Source organism: Fibrobacter sp. UWB13 (assembly GCF_900177805.1).
GTDB lineage: Bacteria > Fibrobacterota > Fibrobacteria > Fibrobacterales > Fibrobacteraceae > Fibrobacter.
This window is the reverse complement of the sequence record NZ_FXAX01000005.1, coordinates 62,817-87,902: the sequence shown is the minus strand read 5'-3', so window position 1 is coordinate 87,902 and position 25,086 is coordinate 62,817. Positions and strand designations below refer to the sequence as shown.

General features: G+C 49.7%; 15 protein-coding genes and 1 pseudogene. 3 read left to right on the top strand and 13 right to left on the bottom strand.

Features of this window, described 5'->3' with window-relative positions; translation table 11 throughout:
* Positions 1-50 precede the first annotated feature (50 nt).
* From B9Y77_RS14710 to uvrB, 6 genes are all read right to left on the bottom strand, one after another.
* Positions 51-6,614 carry a pilus assembly PilX family protein gene (locus B9Y77_RS14710; protein ID WP_085492202.1) on the bottom strand — a complete coding sequence of 2,188 codons (6,564 nt, stop codon included), beginning with the start codon at positions 6,612-6,614 and terminating at the stop codon, positions 51-53.
* 21 nt (positions 6,615-6,635) lie between these two features.
* On the bottom strand, positions 6,636-7,961 hold the full coding sequence (locus B9Y77_RS14705; protein WP_073443169.1) for a PulJ/GspJ family protein: 1,326 nt from the start codon (positions 7,959-7,961) through the stop codon (positions 6,636-6,638).
* A 148-nt stretch (positions 7,962-8,109) separates the two neighbouring features.
* Entirely contained in the window at positions 8,110-8,673 is a 564-nt protein-coding gene (locus B9Y77_RS14700; protein ID WP_176221783.1) for an FISUMP domain-containing protein, read from the bottom strand.
* Between the two features lie 200 nt (positions 8,674-8,873).
* The gene (gene gpmI, locus B9Y77_RS14695) at positions 8,874-10,508 is read right to left on the bottom strand and encodes a 2,3-bisphosphoglycerate-independent phosphoglycerate mutase (RefSeq protein WP_085492200.1); all 1,635 of its coding nucleotides are present in this window, start codon (positions 10,506-10,508) and stop codon (positions 8,874-8,876) included.
* A 496-nt stretch (positions 10,509-11,004) separates the two neighbouring features.
* Complete coding sequence (locus B9Y77_RS14685) at positions 11,005-12,057, bottom strand: hypothetical protein (RefSeq protein WP_085492198.1); 1,053 nt, start codon at positions 12,055-12,057, stop codon at positions 11,005-11,007.
* Between the two features lie 167 nt (positions 12,058-12,224).
* Entirely contained in the window at positions 12,225-14,411 is a 2,187-nt protein-coding gene (uvrB, locus tag B9Y77_RS14680; protein WP_254900063.1) for an excinuclease ABC subunit UvrB, read from the bottom strand.
* A gap of 40 nt (positions 14,412-14,451) precedes the next feature.
* Here uvrB and B9Y77_RS14675 point away from each other — a divergent pair, with 40 nt between their 5' ends.
* Together B9Y77_RS14675 and B9Y77_RS14670 are read left to right on the top strand one after the other, a co-directional pair.
* A complete protein-coding gene (locus B9Y77_RS14675; RefSeq protein WP_085492197.1) occupies positions 14,452-14,718 on the top strand; it encodes a hypothetical protein in 267 nt (88 codons plus the stop codon).
* A 78-nt stretch (positions 14,719-14,796) separates the two neighbouring features.
* Entirely contained in the window at positions 14,797-15,087 is a 291-nt protein-coding gene (locus B9Y77_RS14670) for a GIY-YIG nuclease family protein (RefSeq protein ID WP_085492196.1), read from the top strand.
* Positions 15,088-15,301: 214 nt separating this feature from the next.
* On the opposite strand, the gene B9Y77_RS14665 is transcribed toward B9Y77_RS14670, so the two are convergent.
* The 4 genes from B9Y77_RS14665 to cysS are packed head-to-tail and all read right to left on the bottom strand — an operon-like array spanning position 15,302 to position 19,970.
* Positions 15,302-16,456 carry an acyltransferase family protein gene (locus B9Y77_RS14665; protein ID WP_085492195.1) on the bottom strand — a complete coding sequence of 385 codons (1,155 nt, stop codon included), beginning with the start codon at positions 16,454-16,456 and terminating at the stop codon, positions 15,302-15,304.
* Positions 16,457-16,484: 28 nt separating this feature from the next.
* Complete coding sequence (locus B9Y77_RS14660; protein ID WP_085492194.1) at positions 16,485-17,141, bottom strand: MBL fold metallo-hydrolase; 657 nt, start codon at positions 17,139-17,141, stop codon at positions 16,485-16,487.
* A 9-nt stretch (positions 17,142-17,150) separates the two neighbouring features.
* Positions 17,151-18,479, bottom strand: a complete 1,329-nt coding sequence (locus B9Y77_RS14655; RefSeq protein ID WP_254900071.1) for an MFS transporter — start codon at positions 18,477-18,479, stop codon at positions 17,151-17,153.
* A 36-nt stretch (positions 18,480-18,515) separates the two neighbouring features.
* Positions 18,516-19,970 (bottom strand): cysteine--tRNA ligase, encoded by a 1,455-nt coding sequence (gene cysS / locus B9Y77_RS14650; RefSeq protein WP_085492192.1) that lies wholly within the window; start codon positions 19,968-19,970, stop codon positions 18,516-18,518.
* A gap of 244 nt (positions 19,971-20,214) precedes the next feature.
* On the opposite strand from cysS, the gene B9Y77_RS14645 reads away from it, so the two are divergent.
* The gene (locus tag B9Y77_RS14645) at positions 20,215-22,218 is read left to right on the top strand and encodes a carbohydrate-binding domain-containing protein (RefSeq protein WP_085492191.1); all 2,004 of its coding nucleotides are present in this window, start codon (positions 20,215-20,217) and stop codon (positions 22,216-22,218) included.
* A gap of 75 nt (positions 22,219-22,293) precedes the next feature.
* On the opposite strand, the gene B9Y77_RS14640 is transcribed toward B9Y77_RS14645, so the two are convergent.
* The 3 genes and pseudogenes from B9Y77_RS14640 to B9Y77_RS14630 form a co-directional block, all read right to left on the bottom strand.
* Positions 22,294-22,962: a Crp/Fnr family transcriptional regulator gene (locus B9Y77_RS14640; protein WP_085492190.1), complete on the bottom strand. Its 669-nt coding sequence runs from the start codon at positions 22,960-22,962 to the stop codon at positions 22,294-22,296.
* 128 nt (positions 22,963-23,090) lie between these two features.
* Positions 23,091-23,411, bottom strand: a pseudogene (gene trxA, locus B9Y77_RS14635) (thioredoxin); the annotation flags it as partial.
* Positions 23,412-23,627: 216 nt separating this feature from the next.
* A complete protein-coding gene (locus B9Y77_RS14630) occupies positions 23,628-25,034 on the bottom strand; it encodes an endo-1,4-beta-xylanase (protein WP_085492188.1) in 1,407 nt (468 codons plus the stop codon).
* Positions 25,035-25,086: the final 52 nt, after the last annotated feature.

The window sequence follows — 25,086 nt, the reverse complement described above, 5'->3', positions numbered from 1 at the left end:
CAAAAAAGACTCCCCAGCGGGGGAGCCTTGATGAAAATCTGGAATAATGGTTACCAGGAGTGCTGGCAGTACATTCCCTTGCCCTGTTGTTTAGCGTTTTCTTGGACGCTTGGGTTTGCACTGTTCGGCGGGAGGATGGTTATGGTTGTCTCGTAACCGCTGTGGCAAATATCGTCCTTGGAGCCGTCAACGGTTTGTCCGCCTGACTGTGAAGGCTTTACTTCGACGACGGTTCCGTGATATTGAATCTTGCAGTTCGAATAGCCCCATTCGGCATTTGGGCATTTGCAGACGAGTCTTCCGCCATTGCCTTCGCACTTGATGTCGTAGGTCCCTTCGCTGAAGTAGTGCCAGTCATTACTGTAATTGTAATTGAGAACGACGGTGCTGCTGCTTTGACTGTTGAAGGACACGTTGAAGTTGCAATTCGCGACGTTGTCGTTGATGTCGGTTGCTTGTAGACGGTATTGCTTTGTTCCTGTTGCTTCGCGGTCATAGAATATGAGGTCAGAACTCTTTTCGAGGTCTTCGTAGAAGATCTTGTAAGAGCAGCTGGAGCAGTTCTTGACTGTCGGGCTTACGACGATAGCTTCACTTGCATTCTGTCCAGTGATTGTTGTCGGGCATGAGAGTTCAATGGGGGATGTCACTGTCTTTAGCTTGGAACAAGAGCTTTCCCCGATTTTTACGGTATAGTTGTATGTGCCCGCCTTTCCTGGCGCGTATGTATAGTCGATGGTCGATTCATTTCCTGAGCCTGTTGTTCCATCGAGAAGCTTGTTTCCGATATTGTCTAGGATGGTAAATGTGTATGTATAGTTGACGTCGTCAGGATTGCTTACGATAGCCGTAAATTTGCCGTTGTCCTCGACACTGCAAGACGAAATGGTGGGCGCTTGCTTTGTCTTGTCTTCTACGGTAAACGAGGCTGTACAGGACTGCGTCCAGTTGCCGATAATGAAAGAGACTTTGTATGTGTGACCACCACTGGCAGGCTTTGTATCGGAGTCCGAAGGCGAGTACGATTGCGTGGCTCCCATTTTGGCGGTGCCGTTGCTTTTCACGATGGTATTGTCCAGATACACGTTGTAATTGACATTGAAGTCCCAGCCGTTGATGCTTTCGCCAAACTTGAAATTGAATACAGGTGCCTTTGAATCGAATTCGATGGTCTGCTGGTCAGTTGGAACGCTGCAGGTAACGTTGTTGTTCCCAATTTTTTCACCCTTGATGGTGCAGGATTCAGAACCGAAGCTGTTTGTCGCTGTGACCGTGAATGTCGGCGGTTCATTGTAGATAATCCAGTTATTGACAAAACCGTTTCCGTATTGCAGGTAAATGACGTCACTGCAATTGACATCGGTTTCGGAGTTGATGTTCGGATCTGTTGAAGTGTACGAGCATTTGACTCCATCTTTCTGGTGGTTTATCTTGATTTTCCAGCCTTTGTTCGTATAGTCGTAGACTGCCTGTTCGCACTTGAGGTCGAGTTTGTTCGGACATTTGCTGTGGATGTGCAGCTTTTCGATGTTGATGCTATTATCGCTTGTAATGATGACTTTTGTGACTTGTTCGGGATTGAAGCCCGTGGTTCCAATAAGGTCATCAACATTTATGTCATGCGCCCCGGCGGTGCTTATGGTTCTTGTCAAACTCTGCATTTTGTTTGCGGAGAGCAGGTGGACTTTTAAGTTTGCGCCAAGGTTGTTGCCGTCTGCAATTTCGCTGCCCTTCTTGATGTTAATGTGCAATTGGGCATCGCGTAAGTTGATGCCGTTTGTTTTGGGTGTTAAAAATTCATAGGGGACGTTTTCACCCATGTACTGGGCTTCGTTTACGATTTCGAAATCGTTGATGCAGTTTTGGGTTGTCCCGACTTGGAAGGTTCCGCAGCTGTAGAAGTCCTGGGCGAGGTCCAGACTGCCGGCGTCACCGGGGCATACCACCTTGATGGAGGCGTCCTGAGCTTTCTTGTTCTCGTCGATGAGGTAGCCGTGCTGACCTTCCTGGGTAAACTGGTATGTTTCACCGTCGAGTTTCGAGCCGATTTCGCCTGGTGTCCCTGTACCGTTGATGCATTCAGATGTCGAGTTGTCACAACCGTTATAATAGTACTCCGTGGAGCAGTTCTTTTCGGAGAACCAGCTGGATACAAGGACTTTGGGCGATACGTAGTCGTTTAAGGGAACGATTTCGTACTTGTCGACAAAGTTGCACGATACGGTCGGAACGTCCCAGCATGTTTCTTCAAATGCGGATGGAACCCAGCCGTTGTCGAAAATCTTGAAGTCCTGATCTGCCAAGCTAATGCCTACGTGTGAATACGCGGCGTCGTTGCATTGGTAATCCTTGACGTTGAGCTCTCCTTCCCAAGTATCGTCATCGACTTTTGCTGTGACTTTTAACAGGTCTTTTTCATCGATGGTAAACCTGACTTTGATAAAGGAATTGCTGGTTATATAAATTGGGGTCGAACCTTCTTTCTTGGGAACTTCTTTGCAGGAACCCTGTGATGTGTTGTTTATTGCCTGTCCGCTGACCTTGCAGACGCGGAATGTCAATTCTCCTGTGCTGTTGGGCTTGCTGACTCCGAAGATGTTTAGAATCAGGTGTTCGTTCCCGTTGCTTCTGAAAATGAGTCCCGAATTCAGGAAGTCGTTTGCTGTCGATTTCTCCAGTATGGAGGTTTTGACAAGGGCAAACATTGTTCCGTATAGACCTGTGGTCATGTTTCTCAAAATAATGGAAACTTTCCCGCTTTGGTTGTTTGCATTCTTGGTATTCGGAGCGTAAATGGAGCCGTTGCCGAAGTTTGGACGGGTATATTCTGCGTTGTTGCCGTTCCCGCTGTTGTGGTAGGTCATGAGCCAATGGGACTTGGGCTGCTTGCTGTTTTTCGGTGCGCAATGTGTTCCTTTAGAGAGCATCGTGGCGCATGTGTCGATGCAGTTTTTTTCACCGTTCGAACAGAATGCACCGATATTTGTGAAGTCATCGTAATAGCAGTGCGATTCCTTGTTGAATTCGGCTGTAATGGTATGAGGCCCGTAGAATGTAAATACGGGTTCGTCTTCGTGCGTAGTTGGACTTGCGCAATTGTCGCCATCGCAGGCCCAGAAGTTAAAGTTTCCTTTGTCTTCGCCGGATTCCTCGTGTGTAAATACAATGGGTTCACCCGCCAATACGTTGAATGTGCAGGGGCTATTTTCTTTTGTACAAGTTTGACTAGACGTGTATTGTTGCCCTTGTAGTGTGACGGATGTATTTTTGTCGAATGCGTTTTTAAGGTTGACCGTCACTTCGACTTTTTTGCGCTTGAGGGAGGCGTAAAGGTTCTTTGTTTCTCCGCCAACAGGTGATGTGATGGAGTTGTTTGTAGACGGAATGATAATTTCGCATGCTTGTGGAATGTCGGCAGAACTTACGGAGGCAAGTGAAATGGCTGTGTTGGTCAAGCATTTCCAACTATAGTTCTTTTCGACGATACCACAGGCTGTACCATGAGCGATAATCCATTCGTCGCTGATTTCGCAGTCTGGGCGTTCGCTTTTTTCGCTCATGTCGTCGTCGCAATCGTTGACGTGGCAGTAATCGGAAAGTTCCGCCCTATTGATGGTCGTGTGGGCCCTGAGATACACGTGGTGGGTGAGGCCAGCCCCCGATACGAGGCGGCAGAGCTCTGTCGGCGCACTAAGTGTGAGATACATGTCGCCGTCATCAGCGTTGCTACCTGCGCTTATCGTAAAGATTTCAATGTCTTGTTCCTCGGTCGCATTCGGCGTGACTTCGACTGTATAGTAAAGGGCGCTTCCGCTTCCGCTGCGAGCTGTAACGCCTGGCTTGGTGGTTATAGTCCAGTCGGATATTGGCTGGTTTATGGCCACGTCGAATTTGATTTTCCCGCTGGTGTTGGTGGATTTGCCGATATGTACCGAGACATCGACACTGGAACCCAAGCTGAGGGCCTGAACGTTATGCGGTGCTTCCGGGAACGAAACGATCGGGAGCTCTCCGCTGGTGTTGCTTACAACAACATAGAACGGAATGGTTCCGTAATTTGTTGAAGCGTAGTTACAGGTGTATGTTCCGGGAGTCAGCTCTGTTCCTGTGTAAAGCTTTTCTGTTGTCGAAAATGTGCCATTGCAACTGACTTTGGATGGGCTCTTGTTTTCGTTTGCGCCGTTCAGACTCAAGACGGAATAATAATCAGCAAGCTTTCCAGCTGCGTTCCTGGAAAGGTAAATGATTCGCGGAATCACAAGAATGGAGGGGTCGATGTTGCTTGCGTCTTCGGGTGCTGCTTCTGTAGCTTTGTATTGTGATTCTAGCGTAACGTTTAGCTGAGGCGCAATGGAGATATAGTAGGGGTCCTTGCCGTTGATGCTTTCTTCGGATGCGGATGAACTCATGGGAGCCGCCGAGGAAGATGATGAGAATGCCGCGCCACCGCAGTTTGTAACGGAGGCATCGCAAATGATGCGGTTAATGGTCAGGCTGTTCATCAAGTCTTGATTGAATAGCAATGGCTTGGAGGACGTCAGTGCGGCCACTTTGGCGCAATTGGTTCCTGTTCCAACTTCGGCATACACGGATCCGCTGAGGGATGCGTGGTTGAAAAGAATTCCGCCACTAGGAGTGATTTGATGTGTTGTTTCACTATACGTTGATGATCCGATGTCTTCTTTGGTGTAGATGAAGTAATTATAATTGCTCGTACCAAGCCCCATCAGTTCACCGGCACCTTGTGTTAGGTAGAGAAATACGTAGTCATTTTCACCATAGGTCTGTGGGAATGCGACTTGTCCCGGTTTGTTTGTCACGATGATGATGAATTTTCCTTTGAGACCGTCTCCGTAATTTTTACTTAACTGCGTTGCCTCAATTTTTACAACGAGATAGCCGTTATACATGTGGTTCTTTTTCTTGTAATCATCTTTTGTGTTATCGTCGTAGCATGTGTTGGCTGCTTCTGCGAAACCGTCGTTTAAGGTTGTGATTGCTGCTGCACAACCACTATCGGCGTATTTTACGAATTGATTGTATGCCGTCGTTAATAGGTCATCCACCTTGAAGCTAGCTCCGTCGCACCCCGGCTTTTCTTCCCAAATGTCGTAACAGACTTGCTTGACGGAGTCGGCACAGGCTACAGGTCTAGTTGCGGGTAAATCTCTTGTAACTGTTCCTTTGGATTGGAACCACGGTGATACGTGACATTCTGGGCGATTTTCATCGGTGTTGTGCCGGCAATATGGTGAAAGCTTTTTATCATAACCGGTTCCATGTTGAAATTCATTATACCCATATACAGTTTTGAATAATTGGTTGCCCACATAATATACGCCACTGCTGTATGAAACATCTGTTACATTGGGCTCAACATAAAAGTAATATTTGTCCGAAGCTGGAGCTACATACACGTATGGTTTGTAATTTGGACTCCAATAGTTTACCCAACTATCAACAAACGCCTTGTTGTTGCGCATTTCGTCATAATTGCTGGAGGGGTATGCGTCTGGAATATAGACTTTAGAATCTTCGGTGTTCCCCAAAATAAGTTTGTTGTAGTTACTGCTGAAGTCTCCGTTATGTGCATAGAACGCTCTAGAGTGTGTTACCCAAACGTCTCCATTGACTGTAAATGGTTGATTGTACGTTGCCCCGCTACCTACAGAGCCTCCAATTTCAATTTGGGATATTGCGGAGTCAACACAAAGATTTCCGTTGATGGTGACGGGAGAACTTCCTGTACCCATGTGCGTCTTGAAAATATTTTTGATGGTGAGGTTGCCCCCGACGGTGATTTTTTTCTCACCATTCGCAGATTGAATGACTACTCCATCGAAGTAAGCGTGGTTTGTTATGCCTTTTTTGGTTTCGATATTTTTGGAACCGAAATCATAGGATGTTCCGTGTACATAGAGATTTTTTGCATCGAAACCGTTGTTTGCATAAAGGTTTCCACCGATGCAACCTGTTCCGTAAATATCGACGTTGTCACCGGAAAGTGAGGCATGTCCTGTGATGATGATGTTCTTGTCAATGCCAATCGGGTTTCCCGACCAGTTTCCGTTGATTAGCATGGATGAAAGTTTGGCATCGCCATGGTTCGAGATGGAACCTCCAAAGTACGAGTAGTCATAGGCAATGCTCTTGTACGTTTCCTCTTCTTCGGCTTCTGGAATTGATACTTGGTAAAGCCCTGAAACGTTGATGATTGCGGCTTCTGTATGCTTTGAGTTGTTGCGCGCAATGCCTTCGGATAGAATCTTGAATTTGAAGTAGCCGTTGGTTTCACTAACACCGGTCAGCCAGACGTTGAAATCCTGCTTGCTGCTGATGTGCGGGGAAACGCGGCTATTGAGCAAGATGGGCTGCTTCCTGCCGAGGACGTATTGGCGAACAAGGGCGCCGACTTCGTTTGCGTTGTTGGTCATCCAGGCTCTGGTGCTTTGGATGCCGGCGATGGCGCTCTGGCGGGCTTCTTGAGTCTGCATTCTCGTTGCTGAAGAACGGTTCTCGGAAGTGAGCCACTTGAATGTCGCTGTCGCTGCGATTGTAGCGACGAGCATAAACAGGAGAACTGTTACAAGAGAAATACCTTTTTTACTAAACATAACCACACTCCTCAATTTTTTTTAATCTCTTGGGCCGTTGCTTGGGATTGATATAATTGCTGTCTCGGCTCCGGCTTCGCCATTCTTGTTGATGGATAGCTCCAGCTTGATGGCTTTTACGTTTTTCTTGTCGGCTGTTGCAATCGCCTCGTCCGTGAATGTATAGTTTGAACTTGGAACCTTTCGGAGCCTGACGTTTGAAATGGTGATGTTCCCTGAAGAGGCTACAGGAGAGAAACTGACGAAAGTGAATCCTAGACAGACGTTTTCATAAGTCGTGTTTGTCGTAAAGCGCATCTTGCGGAGCCCCGTGTCGCGCTCATCGCCGACGGTTGGCGGGTAGAACTGAAAATCGCTCAGCCCGTCGAGCTTGTTGCCGTTCTCGGCATACCTGAAGCCTACAGCCATGTGGTCCCTGCCTGGGCAGAACATTCTGCTGGGGTCATCCGTTGCGGTATAGGGCATCGAAAATGAAATTTCGTATTCAATATAGGGGCTTAAGGTGACCTGGATGCACTGGGCTCCCCAGGAACACAAGCTGCTTCCGAGACTGGAAACGAAAACCTGATTCGCCTTGATCATGTCCGGATTGCTAATCGGTTCGCTGGTGGTAAAGTTGTAATTCATGGAAAAGCCTGAAAGCTTAATAGACGTGCCGCCTTCTTCGGGGGTAATCGTTACTGGCTCGAAGTTTTCATCGCCAAAACGGGAAACCAGTTTAAAGTTCTTGTCTGATTCGCTGGATGAGGGGAGTACGCTGACGGAGGCCACTTCTGTAGTGGGCTTTGCGGGCGTGAGCGAGAACTTGTCCACGTGTTCTGCGATTGTAACCACGCTAGCGTTTTCCGATGGGCATTCTGCATCTTCGACCAGGGCGCTTGTGCTTTTGCAAGATCTCTTAAGGACGCGGTCTTCAAGGAACCAGGTCACTTCTTCGACGGCCTGGTAGACGCCTGCATCGGAATAGCGCAGACGGCGCATGGTGATCTTGTCCCTGCCGTCTCCGTCATCGTTTTTGACGATTGTGAATGAAGATGAATCCTTGTCTGCATCTTCTGTAGCATCGGGATCCATGTAAACATCGTGAATATGGTCGGTGCTGAACACATCCATGGTTCCGCCGCCAGCTTCTTTTGAGCTTTTTGCACCTAGCTGGGCTATGTCGTCTTTGAGTATTGTACCGACGTTTCCGACGGTCTGGGATGCCTGTAACATACTCTGGGTACGTACACGCATTTTAGTGCTATCGCTAAAAGCTCGTCCTGCTATAAGGACTATACCACCAAGAAGAGCTATGTATACCATTAGCTCAATGAGGGTAAAACCCTCTCTAGAATTAAAACTCATTTTAATTCCTCATTCCAACTTCGTTTTTATAAATAAAGATAGGTTTTTTAGAATCAAAATGAAAATTTTTTTTTGCAACTTGTGAACTATCTCAAGAAATGTAAAAAAGGACCCCTTTGGGGGCCCTTTTCTATTCAGAATGGTTTTGCTATTTATTCTTGATGCAACGGACGGATGCACTGACTTGCTTGACTGGATTGTCTTGCGTTGTCGTTAAATTTTTGCGGTGAACGACAAGCCAGGCGAAGTTGTATTTGTCGGCGTAGGGTCGATCGGAGTAGTCGTATTCGGTTGATGTCCACATTAGCAATTCGATATTTTCGTTTGAAAAGCCGCTATTAGGACGGTAGAATCCGCCGATTTGGTTCAAGAAAAGCTCTTTTTCTGAAGGGTGCTTGTTGAGGTAGTCGTCTAACTGCTGCCATTCAGAAAGGCTTGGAAGGTGGCTACCTGCGGGGCAAATTCCTTGATGTGGTAACTTGATTTTGCCGAGCTCTGTTGTTGCGTAGCTTTCGTCTATGTTCATTGCCATGGTCCACGTATAAAGCCTGCCGTATTTTTCGCAGTTGGTGGAGAGGCTGTCGTAGCAGAAGCTTCCTTCGATTGGGATGTTTAAATTTTCCTTAGACCAAAGCTGGCCGCCAACATTGACAAAACTATCGTCTTCGTCGTTGGAATCGCTTCCGCATCCCCAAAATGCTGATGTTGCCATGCATGCAACTAGTAAAAAGGGAATATGAAATTTGTGCATAAACGAAACTCCTTGAAAAATCGTAATTAGCTCGGTTAATATACAATTTTTTTTGAACAAAGAAAAAAGGAACCCTTGCGGGTTCCCTTTTAGTATTGCCCTTCGGCGGGCTCAGGGCACTTGTAAGTTTGCTGAGCTTGCCGAAGCAACTTGTGCGGCTCTTACTTGATGATGAGCATGGAATCGTCCCAAGCTTCGTGCTTTTCGAGGCCGAGGAGGTTGGCCGTCGTAGCAGCGATGTTGGAAAGGCCCCAGTCGCCTTCCTTGAGGCCGAGCTTGCCGCCAGTGACGTTATCGTAAAGGATGCACGGCACCTTGTTGAGGGTGTGGCTCGTCTTGGCCTTGAAGGAACCATCCTTGTTGACCTTCGGCATGCCGGTCTTCTTGTCGATTTCGTACATTTCGTCGGCGTTACCGTGGTCAGCCGTGATGATAGCAACACCACCGAGGGCGTCGATTACCGGGAGCAAACGGGCGAGGCCGATATCCACAGCTTCGATAGCCATGGTAGCAGCGCGGAAGGAACCGGTATGGCCCACCATGTCGCCGTTCGGGAAGTTGCAGCGGAGAGTCTGGTACTTGCCGCTCTTCAAAGCTTCGATCATGGCGTCGGTGATTTCGGCAGCCTTCATCCACGGGCGCTGTTCGAACGGAACAACGTCAGATTCGATTTCGAGGTAGGTTTCGCCGTCGAACTTGCTGGAACGGTTACCATTCCAGAAGTAAGTGACGTGGCCGTACTTCTGCGTTTCGGAGCAAGCGAACTGCTTGACGCCGGTTTCAGAGAGCCATTCGCCGCTGGTTTCCTTGATTGCCGGAGGCGGAACGAGGAAGCGATTCGGGAGCTTGAGGTCGCCGTCGTACTGGAGCATGCCTGCGTAGCAGACGTGCGGGAAGCGCTTGCGGTCAAATTCATTGAAGGATTCTTCTTCGAAGGCGCGCGTGATTTCGATAGCGCGGTCGCCACGGAAGTTGAAGAACACCACGGAGTCGCCATCGTTGATGGTGCCAACCGGAGCGCCGTCCTTAGCAATCACGAACGGCGGGAGGTCCTGGTCAATAGCCTTGGTTTCGCCGCGGAGGGTTTCGATAGCCTGCGTAGCGTTGTCGAAGTAGCGGCCTTCGCCGAGCACGTGGGTCTTCCAGCCGAGTTCCACCATCTTCCAGTTAGCATTGTAACGGTCCATGGTGATCTGCATACGTCCACCGCCAGAAGCGATGCAAACGTCGAATTCCGGAGAGCGGAGTTCGTCGAGGAACTTTTCAAACGGGCCGACGTAATCGAGAGCGGAGGTTTCCGGAACGTCACGACCGTCGAGGAGGATGTGAACGCGAACCTTCTTGACGCCTTCCTTCTTGGCCTGGGCAACCATAGCCTTGAGGTGAGCGATGTTGGAGTGAACGTTACCATCGCTGAAGAGGCCGATGAAGTGGAGAACGGTGTTCTTTTCACGAACGTTGCCGGAGATTTCCTTCCAAGCGTCACGGCCGAAGATGTCGCCGCTGTTGATGGCGTCTGCAACGAGGGCTGCACCCTGGTTGTAAACCTGGCCAGCACCGATTGCGTTGTGGCCGACTTCGGAGTTACCCATGTCTTCGTTGGTCGGCATACCGACAGCGCGACCGTGAGCCTTCAAGAGAACGTTCGGGTACATCTTGAAGAGGTTGTCGAGAGTCGGGGTGCGGGCTGCCTTGATGGCGTTGCCTTCGACCTTATCGGTGATACCAAAACCGTCCATCACGATGGTGACGACCGGGCCCTTGATGCCAGGGAAGTTGGAAAGTTTCTTGAGCATATTTACTCCATTAAAATGTTACGCGACAAATTTAGTAAAAGGCGAGCGCAGCGGCAAAAGTGTGCAAGGTGAGAAAGCGCAAAAACTTGTTTTTGCATTTGCGAGCCGTAGCCACTGACGTCGAAGACGTCAAAACAACTTGTTGTTTTGACATTGCCGAGCCGTATTAAATGCGTGCAAATTGAGTGCCGCAGGTAATGTTTACATTACCTATGGCCGAAATGCAGCTGCATGGCATCGTAGATGCCAAATGCACTCCGAAGGAGCGCAAATTTAGAAACTTTTGCGTAAGGCGAGTGAAACGGGACTGTTTACAGGCCCACTTCCGAGCCTCGCAAAAGACACTCGAAGAGTGTCAAAAGGAGATTCCCGGTCATCCCCGTCAAGCGAGGACAGGCGCGAGGACAGGCGCCGGGAATAACATGTAGGCAAAAAGGAAGACTACAAAAAAGACCTCCACGGGGGAGGTCTTTTTTCAAAGCGTTTTCGTTTTAGATTACTGTGCCTTGAGGTAGGTCAGATTGATCGAAACGTCGCCGTTGCCGTCCGGGGTGGACACGTCACTCACAACGAATGCATAGAAGCCTACTGCAGAACCGGAGTTCGGAACGTAAGTGTCAGCAATGCCGACCGTGAACACTTCCAATTCGTTCAAGTAGTTGGCGATGGTTTCCTTCAAGGCTTCTGACTTGTACTTGAAATTGTCTGTAGTCGGAGATGCCGGTAAATGTTCGCTAGTCCAGTCGTTCGTTCTGTCTGCGTCGTTCGGGTTGGTGTAGAAGGCGAACTTCAGACCCGTGCCGCTAGAAAGCGTGAAGGCGTCCTTGCCAACGCGGCTGATGCAGATATCACCGGTATCACCAGTGGTGCCGGTAGCAAAAGTGAGGCACTTGGCAGACTTTGTGTTAAGAACAGTGGTTGCAACTGCGAGCGGTGCGCCCGGAACAACGACACTTGAAGAGGAGCTTTCCGGAATCTTGCAGTTTTCTTCGTCACGGACGAACAGAATCGTGTCTCTGGAGACAGACTGCAAAGTTTCGCCCGTTGCCGTTGCCGTAGAGGCGATTGCTGCAATAATGAGGTTGAAGTTACCACATTCAGTGTAACCATCGTTAAGGTCTGCATAGAGACCGATCTGGTCGAAGTTGATGGTCGTAACCGGAGTTGCGGCAAAGTATGCTGCGTCCAAAGTAGCGCTCTGGGTCTTTATAGAACCAGTGCTTGTCTTTGATGCGCTTTCTACAAAGAACTGGATGTCCGTGAAACGGGCTGCGTTAACGTCGAAGTTTGCGGTTGTATCGCTGAAGTCGAGCTTTACAGTACCAGTGAAGTCAACTCTATTAATAAGAGTGGAGCTTACTCCGGTATTCAGGAAAAGGATTGTTGTAGTTGCAGTTTCTTGCGGAATTTCAGGCGGAACATAGGAAGAAGAGGTTCCCGGCTGGGAAGAAACGGTCGGATTGCTGTCTTCACCGCAAGCGATAAGACCAAATGCACTCAAGGCGAGTGCGGAGCTGAGAATAAGAGGCGTTGTAAATTTAGAACTCATTGTAAAACCCTTTCTATGTAATCTTAAAGTGAAAATAAACAAAATTTGGGCAAAAAGCACCAAGTATTTAACTTTTTATAATAATACAAAAATAAAATTACATGGCGTAATAAGCGCGGTATAGAGTGTGACGAATATTATAATAAATCTGTAAACGAAATTATACACTATGCGTCGAGCGAGCGTATAATATCGCGGATTCGAGCGGCTTCTTCGAAGTCGAGGCGGGCTGCCGCTTCTTTCATTTGGCGTTCCAGGTCGGCGAGCTTGGACTCGGATGCTTTGGACGGTGCTCCAGAATGTGCGCCGGGGGCTGCTGCTTTCTTTGTGGAACTCTTCCTAAAGCGCGAGGGCTGTAAAGGTTCCATCGGGCGGATACCCGGTTTGTCTTCCCAATCATCTTCGCTGTCGGTGGTGTCGTCGCCGATATCGCCCAAGGGGTCGATGATTCGCAGGTCTTCTTCGATCTTGCGGGTGACGGACTTCGGGGTAATTCCGTGTTCCTTGTTGAATTCTTCCTGGAGACCGCGGCGGCGGTTCGTCTCGTCGATAGCCTTTTGCAGACTTTCAGTCATATTGTCTGCGAACAAAAGCACTGTGCCGTTCACGTTGCGGCTTGCGCGGCCCATCGTCTGGATGAGGCTCCTGTAGTTGCGGAGGAAACCTTCCTTGTCGGCATCGAGAATCGCGACCATGCTCACTTCGGGGAGGTCGAGGCCTTCGCGTAAGAGGTTGATGCCCACGAGCACGTCGTATTCGCCGCTACGCAGTCCGCGGATGAGCTCGTGGCGTTCGAGCGTCTTGATGTCGCTATGGAGGTACTTGGCGCGGACGCCTGCTTCGATGAAAAATTCCGTGAGGTCTTGCGCCATCTTCTTGGTAAGCGTCGTGACGAGCACACGGTCGCCGTTTTTGACGACTTCTTCGATGCGGTACAGGAGTACGTCCATTTGGCCCTGGATTGGGAACAGTTCAATCTTTGGGTCCAAAAGCCCGGTCGGGCGGTTGATCTGTTCCGTGACAACGCCGTTAGTCTTTTTGAGTTCGTAGTCGCCGGGGGTGGCGCTCACAAAAAGCACTTGCTTCGGGTACATGTACTCGAATTCGGCGAAGTTCATCGGGCGGTTGTCGAGAGCACAGGGGAGGCGGAACCCGTATTGCACGAGCGTGGTTTTGCGGGACTTGTCGCCTTCGGCCATGCCGCCCACTTGCGGGATGCTCACGTGCGATTCGTCAATCATCAAAAGCCAATCGTCGCCAAAGTAGTCGATGAGTGTGAATGGGCGTGTGCCCGGAGCGCGGTCTTCGATGATGCGCGAGTAGTTTTCGATGCCGTTGCACATGCCCGTTTCGCGGAGCATTTCCATGTCGTAGCGGGTGCGGCTCGAAAGGCGAGCGGATTCGAGAACCTTGCCTTCCTTGTCTAGCTCGGCGAGGCGGTCGGTGAGTTCCATCTGGATGCGTTGCAACATGCCCGCGCGGTTTTCTTCTTTGGTCACAAAGTGCTTTGCGGGGGCGATGGTAAGTTCTTCGACTTCCTTGATGACTTCGCCCGTGACGATGTTGAAACGGTAAAGGCGGTCGACTTCATCGCCGAAAAGTTCAATGCGCAGCCCATCTTCGTCGTAGCTCGGGTGGACTTCGATCACATCACCGCGAACGCGGAATGAGCCTCGGTCGAGGCTGAAGTCGTTGCGGGAATACTGGATGTGGACAAGGTCACGCAGAATCTTGTCGCGGTCGTAAATGTCGCCCTTCTTGATACGGACCATCAAGTCGAAGTATTCGCTCGGGCTTCCCAAACCGTAAATGCAGCTCACGGAAGCAACGATGATGACATCGCGGCGGGTGAGGAGGTTGGCCGTTGCTCGCAGACGGAGCTTGTCGATTTCATCGTTGATGCTCGCGTCTTTTTCGATGAATGTGTCCGTGTGTGGAATGTACGCTTCGGGCTGGAAGTAATCGTAATAGCTGACGAAGTATTCCACCGCATTGTTCGGGAAGAACGACTTGAATTCTTGGTAAAGCTGGGCGGCGAGCGTCTTGTTGTGCGTGAGGATGAGCGTCGGCTTTCCGACATTCTTGATGACGTTTGCCATCGTGAATGTCTTGCCGGAACCGGTCACGCCGAGAAGCGTCTGGAACTGTTCGCCGTTCTTGAAACCCTCGGTCAACTCTTCGATGGCTTTGGGCTGGTCGCCTGCGGCACCGTAAGGACTTACGAGGTCGAAATCCGCACGCGTGGGCGCCTGGAACTGCTTGAGCTTTCCGGGCAAGCTCTTGGAAGGCGGTAGCGGTTTCGCTATCGGTTTTGCATACGGATCAGGAGTGATTGTCTTACGTGCGCGAGCCATGGTTAGGTGATAAGATAGCAATATTTCTATATTGCATTCCATGCTTTGCAATCGAATTCTTGGTACGACTCATCACGGCACTTACAAGAAGGTCGTTGACGTTCCTCTTTTGCGCGAGGAACTGACGGCGCGTTCTATCCGCTGCATCGCACGCGATGGTGTCGAAATTGAAATCGACGTCTATGAAGACTTGCAAGAAGGCGATATCGTTGCCGAGACGGACTTTAACGTGTACGCCGTAAAAATCTACGTGCCCAAGAAAAAGCCGGAACAAGAACAGAGACCGTCGGTGAAACGGTATTTGTAGATCGCTGCACTCGCTTTGTACGTCATTGCGAGTCCGTTAGGACGAAGCAATCCACAAGAATTTTTGTATGTTCTTTTCATGCAAGAAAAATCATACACCTACATTCTTTTCAATAAGCCGCATGGAACGTTATATACAGGTGTGACTTCGAATCTCATCAAACGAATGCAGGAGCACAAATCATTGACTTCTGGATTTACTGCAAAATATAATGTTACGCAATTAGGTTATTTCGAAGAGCATACTTCGGTTGTTGATGCTATTGAAAGAGAAAAAAAGATAAAAGGTGGGTCTAGAAAGAAGAAAATTGCATTGATTGAATCAATGAATCCTCAATGGAAAGACCTTTTTTCTGAACTCGGTGTATAGATTGCTTTGTGGATTGCTTCGCTTCGCTCGCAATGACGTCTAAGACGAGAGTCGCAGCCATGCTTGCATGGATATGACCGAGTCGATAGTCTTGTGCTTGCACAATGACGTACAAGAGTATCAAGCAGGAGTCCACTTGTTGACTCATATTTGATACTCGTAGTGTCATGCACGACGTGCAATAACGTGCAATGACGTGCAATGACGTCTTTCATTATTCTTTAATGTTTAAACTTTCTCGAATGCTGATTTTTTCTTTGCCGAGTAGGCGGTGGAGCTTGCTGCGGAAAAGCGGGATGGTGGCGATGGTGCCGAGGGCTAGAATCGGGATGGCGATGTAGGCGATTCCCGGTTGGTTGATTTGCGGCCTGAAAAAGAGTCTCAAAATCAGGACGATCCACCAGTGAACTGCAAGAATTACGAGCGCGTTGCGGGAGATGTTGCGGAGTATTCCCTTGAAAATGCGGATGGGTGCAATGTCTGGAATCTTGCTTGCGAGCAGGAACGTGGCGATGAGTCCGATAATGCCTGTGATGGAACTTGCGACAAATTGGGGGAGGCTCTTGCCTAAGTCGTTGTTCATGATGCTAAAATTCGGACTTGGCGATTCCAAAAATGCGTAGGCGATATAGTTTGCGATTCCGATGGCGGCAACGATGATTGTGTTTTTTGCGGCGTGAGCTGTACTCGCAGAAATGGCGTTGTGGATTCTTTTGATGGGGTCCTTGCAAAGATATCCGCAGCCGAAGAAGAATAAAATCGTGAGGTCGCGCTCGATGCCAAGCGGCAAGTGAATGTGATTCTCGTTCAGGAGCCAACCGCCAAGGAGCCCTTCTATTGCCATAACGACGAAAAACAGTTTGGGGTTGACTTGCTTTTTCGAAATCTCGTGAAGCAGGTAAAAAAGCAAGCTGACGGAATAAAGAGTGAACACAAACCACAGTGGCCCTGCGCCAACGGAAGATTTCCCGGCGATGAAAATTTTAGCAATGTTCCAATAGATGTATTGCCATGTGTTGTTGATGTCGGGAATGGTATTCACGACCATCATTGTGGGCGATTTCGGGAACAAAGTAAAGTTGTAAACGACCGGGTCGATGGCGAAAAATAGGAATGAAAGATAAAGATACGGAACTAACAGAACCCGCGTTTTGTGGGTAAAGTAACTTTTGAAATTGGTAAAGCGTTTTGTGCTAAAAAGAAATCCCGAAATAAAGAAAAATGCCGACATGCGCAGTGCGCTCAAGTGATACATTCCCAGGTGCGCGTTCGGGAAATTTTGCTCAATGTGGAACAGGCAAACGAGCAAAAGAACGAATCCCTTGAACTCGTCAATCCAACCGATTCTCGCTTGCCCGTTGTTGCTCATAACAAAGGTCCCTGAGCCTGTCGAAGGGTTAATACCACATCTTCTCGTTGCCAATGGTTGTGCTTGGCCCATGGCCGGGGAATACAACGGTCTCTGCCGGGAGTGTGAGGAGCTTTGACTTGATGCCGCTCACGAGGGCGAATTCGTCACCGCCGTAGAGGTCGCTGCGACCTCGGCTCCCTGCGAAAATGATGTCGCCTGGGAAAAGGAGCGGCGGAACGTTGTCTTGTCCGTTGACTTTGCCCGGATTTTCGCAGAAGAAGGCAAGACCGCCCGGGGAATGCCCAGCGACGTGAATCACTTGCAGACGGATTTCTGCAATTTCGACGATGTCGCCATCGCTCAGATAATTGCCCAACGCGGGGGCTAAATCGTTGCACGGGAGGCCGAACATTTGGCTCTGTTCTTTTTGCGCATCGAGAAGAAAAGTGTCGTCTTTGTGCGCTTCGGCCTTGATGCCAAAAGTGCGCTCTGCAAATGCGTTCCCGAGGACGTGATCCAAGTGCAAATGCGTATTCAAAACGCGTACGACTTTCAGATTTTCGCTCTTGAGGTAGTCTGTAAGTGCCGCCTGTTCACGGGCATTGCTCACGCTCGGGTCAATTAAAATGGCTTCGCCCTTGCTGTTGCTCAGGATATAGCAGTTCACTCCGAACGGATTGAATACAAATTGCTTTATTTCCATAATAAACCCCTAACGTTTCTTTTGGCGATTGCGTAAACGACGTTGTATGCGACGTTCCCGTTTGAGAGTTTCCATCGAAACCGTGTGGAGAATGTCAATGACGCGTTCGCGGGCGTAAGACTTGTTCAGTTTTTTGTGCGTCACGTAGTCCAGCAGGCACACGCATAAAAGTAACAATCCGACAAAAATCGAGAGTGAAATCGGCCAAAGATGGACGGTGAATTTAGCTGCAACGAGACCAAATGCGGGCGGCATCAAGATTGAACCGATGTAGGAGCCGGCGAGCTGGATGCTGATGGCTTGGCTGGAGAGCGATTCGCCGAAACGCGCAGGGGTGGCGTGAATTAGTGATGGATAAACAGGGGCGCAACCGAGTCCGAGTAGACAAATGCAAACGGGCTGCATCCATAGCGGAAGCGGGAGTGAAAGCACAAGGCAGCCTGCGGCGACGATGAAAATCCCGGCGTAAATCAGGCGATGGTCGGTGAACTTAATCGCAAAAAATCCGCTTGCAATGCGGCCAATCATCACGGATGCAAACATGAGCGAAACGATGAATGCTCCGATTTCGGGTTTGAATCCGCAAGCGATGAGGTAGGTGCCGCACCAAAGACTAGTCGAAATTTCGAGTGCCGAATAAAAGAAGAACGTGAGGAACGAAAGCTTCATTCCCGGGACGTGGAGTGCCTCGCGAATGCTGATGTGCGGCGCATTATTTGCGTTGTTGTCAGGGGGCGCGGCAGTTCTCGGCGTGTTTCCGGGGCTCGCGGCTTTCGCATTCTCGGAATTCGTCGGGATGGTGACGTTTTCCGAGAGCCCTCCACGCGCTTCCGTTTTTTTCCACAGCGGGAGCGAAATAAGAATCAACACGAAAATTGCGGTGAGGCTTGCGGCGACATATTCGTATGATCCGCGCCAACCGTTACCGGTCAAAATCGAGAACGAAAGGAGCGATGGCCCGAGCGTTGCTCCGATGCCCCAGCTTGCGTGCAGCCAGTTCGTGTGCTTGGATTCCAGATAAATGGCGGCAAAGTTGTTCATCGCCACGTCGACGGCGCCTGCGCCAATGCCCATCGGAATCGCCCAAAGGCAAAGAATGTTGAACGAGTCCGCAAAGCCGTAACCGAGCGAGGCAATTGCGGTAAGCGCAATGCTGTAGGCGACGAGTTTTCCTGTGCCTAAAACGCGGAGAAATTTTGGGGTGCAGAGGCTAGAGACAATTGTCCCGAGCGAGGCGATAATGGAAAGAATACCCGCCGCAGAAATCGGCGTTTTGAGGTCTAAATGCATTAAGGGCCAAGCCGCCCCAAGAATGGTGTCGGGGAGACCTAGCCCAATAAATGCAACGTATATGACAACGAGGAGGAAAATGGCTTATTCCTTCACGCTCCAGGTCGTGCCTTCCTTAGAGTCCTTGATCACGATGTTCATCGCGGCAAGTTCATCACGGATGCGGTCGCTTTCGGCCCAGTTCTTGTTGGCGCGAGCTTCCTTGCGGGCTGCGATCAAAGCTTCGATCTTAGCGGTATCGATGTTGTCGTTTGCGCCCTTCTTCACGTATTCTTCGCGCGGCTGGTCAAGCTTGAGACCAAAGATCTTGTCGAAGTCAGCTACGAGTGCAGCCTTTTCGCCGTCATCGATGTCGCTCTTGAGCATCGTGTTCATGATGCCGAGTGCGCGAGGCATGTTGAGGTCGTCACCGATCGCGTCCTTGAATTCCTGCTGGAAAGCCTTGGCAGCTTCGCTTTCGATAGCGGTTGCCTTGCCAATCAGCGGGTCCGTCTTCTTGTGCAAGCTCTTGAAGGCTTCCTTGGCACCGGTGAGGGCTTCCCAAGTGAAGTTCAGGTAGTTGCGGTAGTGGCTGCCGAGTGCAAAGTAGCGGTAGTCGAGCGGGTTGAAGCCGCGTTCCATGAGGAGCGTGACGGTCAAGAATTCGCCCGAGGACTTGCTCATCTTGCCGAACTTCTGTTCGGTCGTACCATCTTCAAGCTTTTCTTCGCTTGCGGTGCGGAGGAATTCACCGTGCATCCAGAAGCGGCTGAACTGAACGCCGTTGGCGCATTCGCTCTGGGCGATTTCGTTCGTGTGGTGCACGCGGATGTGGTCCGTACCGCCGCAGTGAATGTCGAGCGTCGGGCCGTTGTACTTCATTGCCATGGCGGAGCATTCGATGTGCCAACCCGGGAATCCAACGCCCCACGGGCTGTCCCATTCCATAGCGCGCTTCTTGTCAGTCGGGCTGAACTTCCAGAGTGCGAAGTCTGTAGCGTTGTGCTTTTCGCCCATGTCGATGCGGCTACCCTTGCGGAGATTTTCCACGTCGAGGCGGGCAAAGTCGGCATAGCGCGGGAACTTGAGGCTGTCGAAGTAGATGCCGTCAGAGGTGCGGTAGGTGAAGCCCTTTTCTTCGAGCGTCTTCACCAAGTCAATCTGTTCCTGGATGTGGTCCGTGGCGCGAGTCCAGCGGGTCGGTTCCTGGATGTTGAGGCGGTGCCAGTCAGCCATGAATGCATCGGTGTAGAACTTTGCGATGTCCCAGACGGACTTGCCTTCGCGGGCTGCGCCCTTTTCCATTTTATCGTCGCCGGTGTCGCCATCGCTAGTGAGGTGGCCCACGTCGGTGATATTCACGATGTGGTTGACCTTGTAGCCGTAGTAGTTGAGCGTGCGGACCAAAAAGTCTTCAAAAATGTAAGTGCGGAGGTTGCCGATGTGGGCAAAGTGGTACACCGTCGGACCACAACAGTACATACGCACGGCGGGAACGCCTTCGGGAAGAGTGAACAGTTCTTTCTTGCGTGATGCGGTGTTGTAGAATTGAAGTGCCATAAAGCCTCCGGTTAATGCGGCGCAACATGCGCCAAACATGCTAATGCGCGAGGCAATTTAGAAATTTTTACAAGGGACGGCAATTGTGCAAAGCCAATAACCAGCTATAGGATTTGGCTAATTCCGTCAATGTCGCGGCTATCATAATCGTTAAACCCTGTTGTATTGACTTCAACGGAAATTGGGCGGCGGAATGGTCCATTTTGGAGCATGGAATTTATATTAAGAAAAAATGGAGTGTTCAATGATGTTAAAAAAGTTGCCTGTGATAGCTGCGTCTGCAGCTTTGAGCTTTTGGGCATGTGGCGAAGATAGTTCAATTGTAAATCCTGATTCGGGGGCTTATCTCCCTGCGGCAACCTCTTCTAGCAGCGGTGCTTTTGGCATCGAATCTAGTTCCGGCATTCTGGACATTGATGTTGAAATTTGGAGCTCTAGCAACGGCGCTTTTCCTGGCAACGTAGTTTCTAGTTCAAGCAATGCATTGCCGGGCAATGTTGTTTCGAGTTCTAGCGTTGTGCCGAACGTCGGCGCCTCTAGCTCCAGCAATGTCGTCCCTGTTGTGTCGTCGAGTTCTAACAATGCAATCCCCGGCAGCTCGGAATCTGGCGACAATGAGAACGATAACGAAGATGCAAGGACTTTGGATGGTACGCAGATTCTCCTGAAGCTTGCGGGGACTTCGGCTACTGTCGAAAACAACAATGGCTGCGTTGAAATTGCAGACAAAAGCGCAACGATTACTTGCCCGGGCGCTTATTACGTCACCGGTGAATCGTCCGATTTCCAGGTGGTGGTGAATACTCCGGGTGCCGAAAACGAAGGCAACACGGGCATCTATCTTCACAATGCGACGATTAAGAGCTCCAATGCTCCGATTCTTGTGAAAAATGCTGACAAGACGGTTCTCCATTTGGTCAAGGGTACGACCAACGTGGTTGAAGACGGTAATGGTAATCACTTGTTCGTAAAGGTCAATGGTGCTCAGGATACGGCAAAGGCCGCCATTTATTCGAGAGACGATTTGAACATCAAGGGTGCCGGTACTTTGACCGTCAAGGGCAAGTTCAAAAACGGTATCCAGTGCAGTAACGATCTTAAAATCAAGAACGGCAACATCACCGTGGAAGCCGAAGAAAACGCCATCAAGGGCAAGGGCAGCCTCCAGATTTCTGGCGGTACGCTGAATCTCACGGCCAAGAAGGGCGATGCCCTTGAAAGTGACGAATGCGAAGAAGGTACTGATGGCAAGTGCAAATCCTTTATCGACGGTAAGGGCATTGTCGATATTCGTGGCGGTAACATCACCATTAAAGCGGGTGATGATGGCATCCAGGCTGCACATTATGTCATGGTGAGCGATTCTACGGAGCCGTCAACGGTTAAGGTGACTTCTACAGGCAAGGGCTTGGTGGCTGAAAAGTTCATCTATGTGAACGGCGGTAACATCAATGTGACTGCCGATGACGATGCACTGCATACAAAATACAAAGTCTTCATGAACGCGGGAGACGTGACCATTTCCACGAAGGACGATGGTATCCACGCGGACTCCGTTTTGCATTTGAGCGGTTCTACGATTAACGTCGTTACAGCTTACGAAGGCTTGGAAGCCTACAAAATTTTTGCAGAAGGTGGCGTCACGGCTACATTTGCCACAAATGATGGCTGGAACGCTGCGGGTGGCGCCAAGGAAAATGCCGGTGGTTATTCCATGTTCAGCGAATCGAGCGGTCATGCTGTGATTAGTGGCGGTCACCACTACATCGCATCAAAGGGCAACATGATTGACGTGCTTGACGCCAATGGTTCTGCAAAGATGACGGGTGGTGTGTTGATTCTCGAAATTACCGGCCAAAGCTATGAAAATGGCGGTATGGGCGGCGGTTTCCCTGGCGGGGGCGGCTGGAACATGGGTGGCGGTTTCCCGGGTATGGGTGGTCAACAGGGTGGTGGCAATGGATGCCCCTCCAATATGGCGGGCGGCCTCATCGATACGGACACAGGCTTTGAAATTACGGGCGGCGTGCTCCTCGCATTCGGTGACTACTCGACCGACACCCCGAATTGTGCGTCTGTCAGCTTCACAAGCGATAATTACTACGGTACAGAAAGTGCGGCGTTCAAGCCGGAATACCATGGCAGCACGATTTTCTACGGTGGCGATGTGAAGTCCGTAAGTCAGGTGAATACCGCTGGAATGAAGGAATTCAAGTTCCCCAATGGCAAGATTTACATGTACAAGTAAGTCAATATTTTGAATAAATAGGTACAAAAATGGCTGCGAGAAATCGCAGCCTTTTTGCTATGAAATTTTGCGATTCTATAGCAGCTTTTTCAAGCCTTCGATATTGCGGAGCACGATTGCGCCGCGCTTGATTTCAACAAGCCCTTTGGCGGCGAATTCCTTGAGCATGCGGGCGACCACTTCTCGGGCGGAATTCACGTCTCGCGCGATTTCTTCTTGTGTCTTTTTGACTTCGGGCTTGTCGCCACTTTCGTATGAATTAATCAAGTAATTGGCGAGGCGTTGGTCGAAACGCTTGAATAGCATCTGCTGAATCGCCCAAATTGTCTGTGAATAGCGTTCCGTTTCACGTTCAAAAACGAATGAACGCACGTGAATGTTCGAATCCATCAACTTGGCGCAAACGGAGGAGGGGATGACGAGTACGGTTGTGTCATCTTCAGCGGTGACGATTGTTTCGAATGTCAACTGGTGGATCACGCATGAGGCTGTCGAAATACAAAATTCGTTCGCGTGCGCACGGTACAGTGTGACTTCGCGACCTTCATCCGAGATAAGGCTCACGCGGATGCCTCCGCTCAAAATGAGGATAATCCCGAGGCAAGCGGAACTGTTGCTGCTGACAATCTGGTCTTTATTAAAGTGCTTGATCATCGCGCGTTGCGAAACTAACGCTTTTTCTTCAAGCGAAAGATTTCCCCAAAACGGAATTTTCTTGACAATTTGACTAATCGGTTCGACCATAAAGCGCTCCCTCTAGAGGGAATATATAAAAAATGCTTTTAAAGAAAATGCCCGCGCACTCGGACTCTGCTTACTTCGGCTTGCTCAGTACAGGCCATACAGATGGTGGCGGGCTTGGTTGGATTGAACTATATCATTTTGACGATTTGATCTTTTGGGCGGACGCCAACTGCGGAGTTTGTGACTTTGCCGTCTTTCATGACCACGAGCAGCGGGATGCTAGACACGCGGAACATGGCGGCGAGATCACCCTCTTCATCGACGTTGACCTTGCAGACTTTGACTTTGTCCTTGTACTCCTCGGCGATTTCCGAGATGGTGGGCGAGAGCATACGGCACGGACCGCACCATGGTGCCCAGAAATCAATCAGAACGGGCTTGTCGGATTTAAGGACTTCTTGTTCAAAGTTTTCTCTAGTGATTTTTAATTCAGCCATTGTTTTACCTGTCCTTTTTTCTTTTTTGTTTTTGTTTTATCTTAAACTCTTTTTGAGGGTGTTTCCCTTCTTTACACCTATATTTTAGATAATCACAAGGCTTTAGACTGTGACTAGGTCACATTAACGAAAAATCTTTTTTGTGTACGAAAAAAGCCGCGATGTTGTGCCGCGACTTTTTCAGAGTTGTTATCCCCGTCGCCTGTCTTCGTTTGACGGGAATCTCCATTACTTAATGGCGATTCGTTTGGTGAATCTTGTTACGCCTTGGCGAATTTGAACAACGTATAATCCTTCAGGAATTGAAGAAAGCTCAATGTTTCCTTTAACATTCTTTGCTCTGAATACGAGGTGACCCTGCATGTCGAATATGTCGACCCTCGCAGCAGTCTTCGAAGCCAAACCTGTTATGAACAATGTGCGTCCGGCAAGGTGTATGAAAATGTTGTTCGCGAAAACGTTCGGCTTGATTGCAATTATGGAATCACCGCAATTTTCCGTTCCGCAATCTTTAGGCGGATTGAGAACAGATTCCGGGTACGGAGTTTTAACTTCAGAAGCAGGGTGTGCCTTAAGGCTTGCCATGACGCTATCGTATGCGGGCTTCGGTTTGTATTGCTTGTCGTAAAGAAGTCCTTCGGTCTTGCCCTGCTGTTCGTCGAGCCAGCTGTGTGCATCGGTCAATCCCCAAATCACGAATTCGCCCATGTTCGGCTCTTCGAGGAATACGTCCATGAATTGGCGGTACAAGTGCCCTTGTTTGGCGTAGTCTGCTTCGGTGAGCTTGCCTGCTGAACCCTTCGGGAATCCAATGTCGAGCTCGGTAATGTTCAACGTCACGCCGAGATCTGCAAGTGCTTTGGCAAGGGCGCGCACGTTTTGCGGAGTTGTTTCGTGTGCAATTTCGATGTGGGTTTGTGTGCCTACGCAAGTGATAGGAATGTTGTTTGCTTTCCAGCGCTTGACCTGTTCTACGACAAAGCTTGCCTTGGAACCTTCGCGGAGGCCCCATTCGATGGAATAGTCGTTGTAGCAGAGTTCTGCATCCGGGTCGGCTTCGTGTGCCCAGACAAATGCGGAGTCCAGGAATTCTGCGCCGATGCCTTCGTACCATGCAGAGTTTGTGGAACGCCAGTCGGCATTGTAATCGTCATTGACGGCTTCGTTCACTACGTCCCATTCGGCGATTTGACCTTTCCAGTGGCCGACGACTTTGGTGATATGGTTTTTGAGGACGGCGAGTAGCTTTTCTTTTTGTCCGCTGTAGTTGTTCACCCAGTTGGCGACTTGGCTGTGCCAGGCGAGAGCGTGTCCGCGAACGCGGAGCCCGTTGGCTTGTGCGTATTTGACCATCTTGTCGCCCTTTTCGAAGTTGAATTCGTCTTCTTTGGGTTCGGTGGCGTCGAACTTCATTTCGTTTTCGGCAACGACCACGTTGAATTGTGTCTTGTGGATTTCTTCGAATTCAGGTTCGATATCGTCGTTGAACCATTCGCTGTTCAAAATGGTGCCGATAAAGCGGCCGCGCTCCTTGGCGAGCTCACGAATGGTTTCGTCAGCGGCATTGGCGTTTACAAAGCCTGCGCCTATAATTGCGGCACTGAGTATAAATTTTGAAATACGATGTTTATTCATCGTTGGATCCTCTTTCTGACCCAGTACACCGACGAAAAAATAATCAAAAATG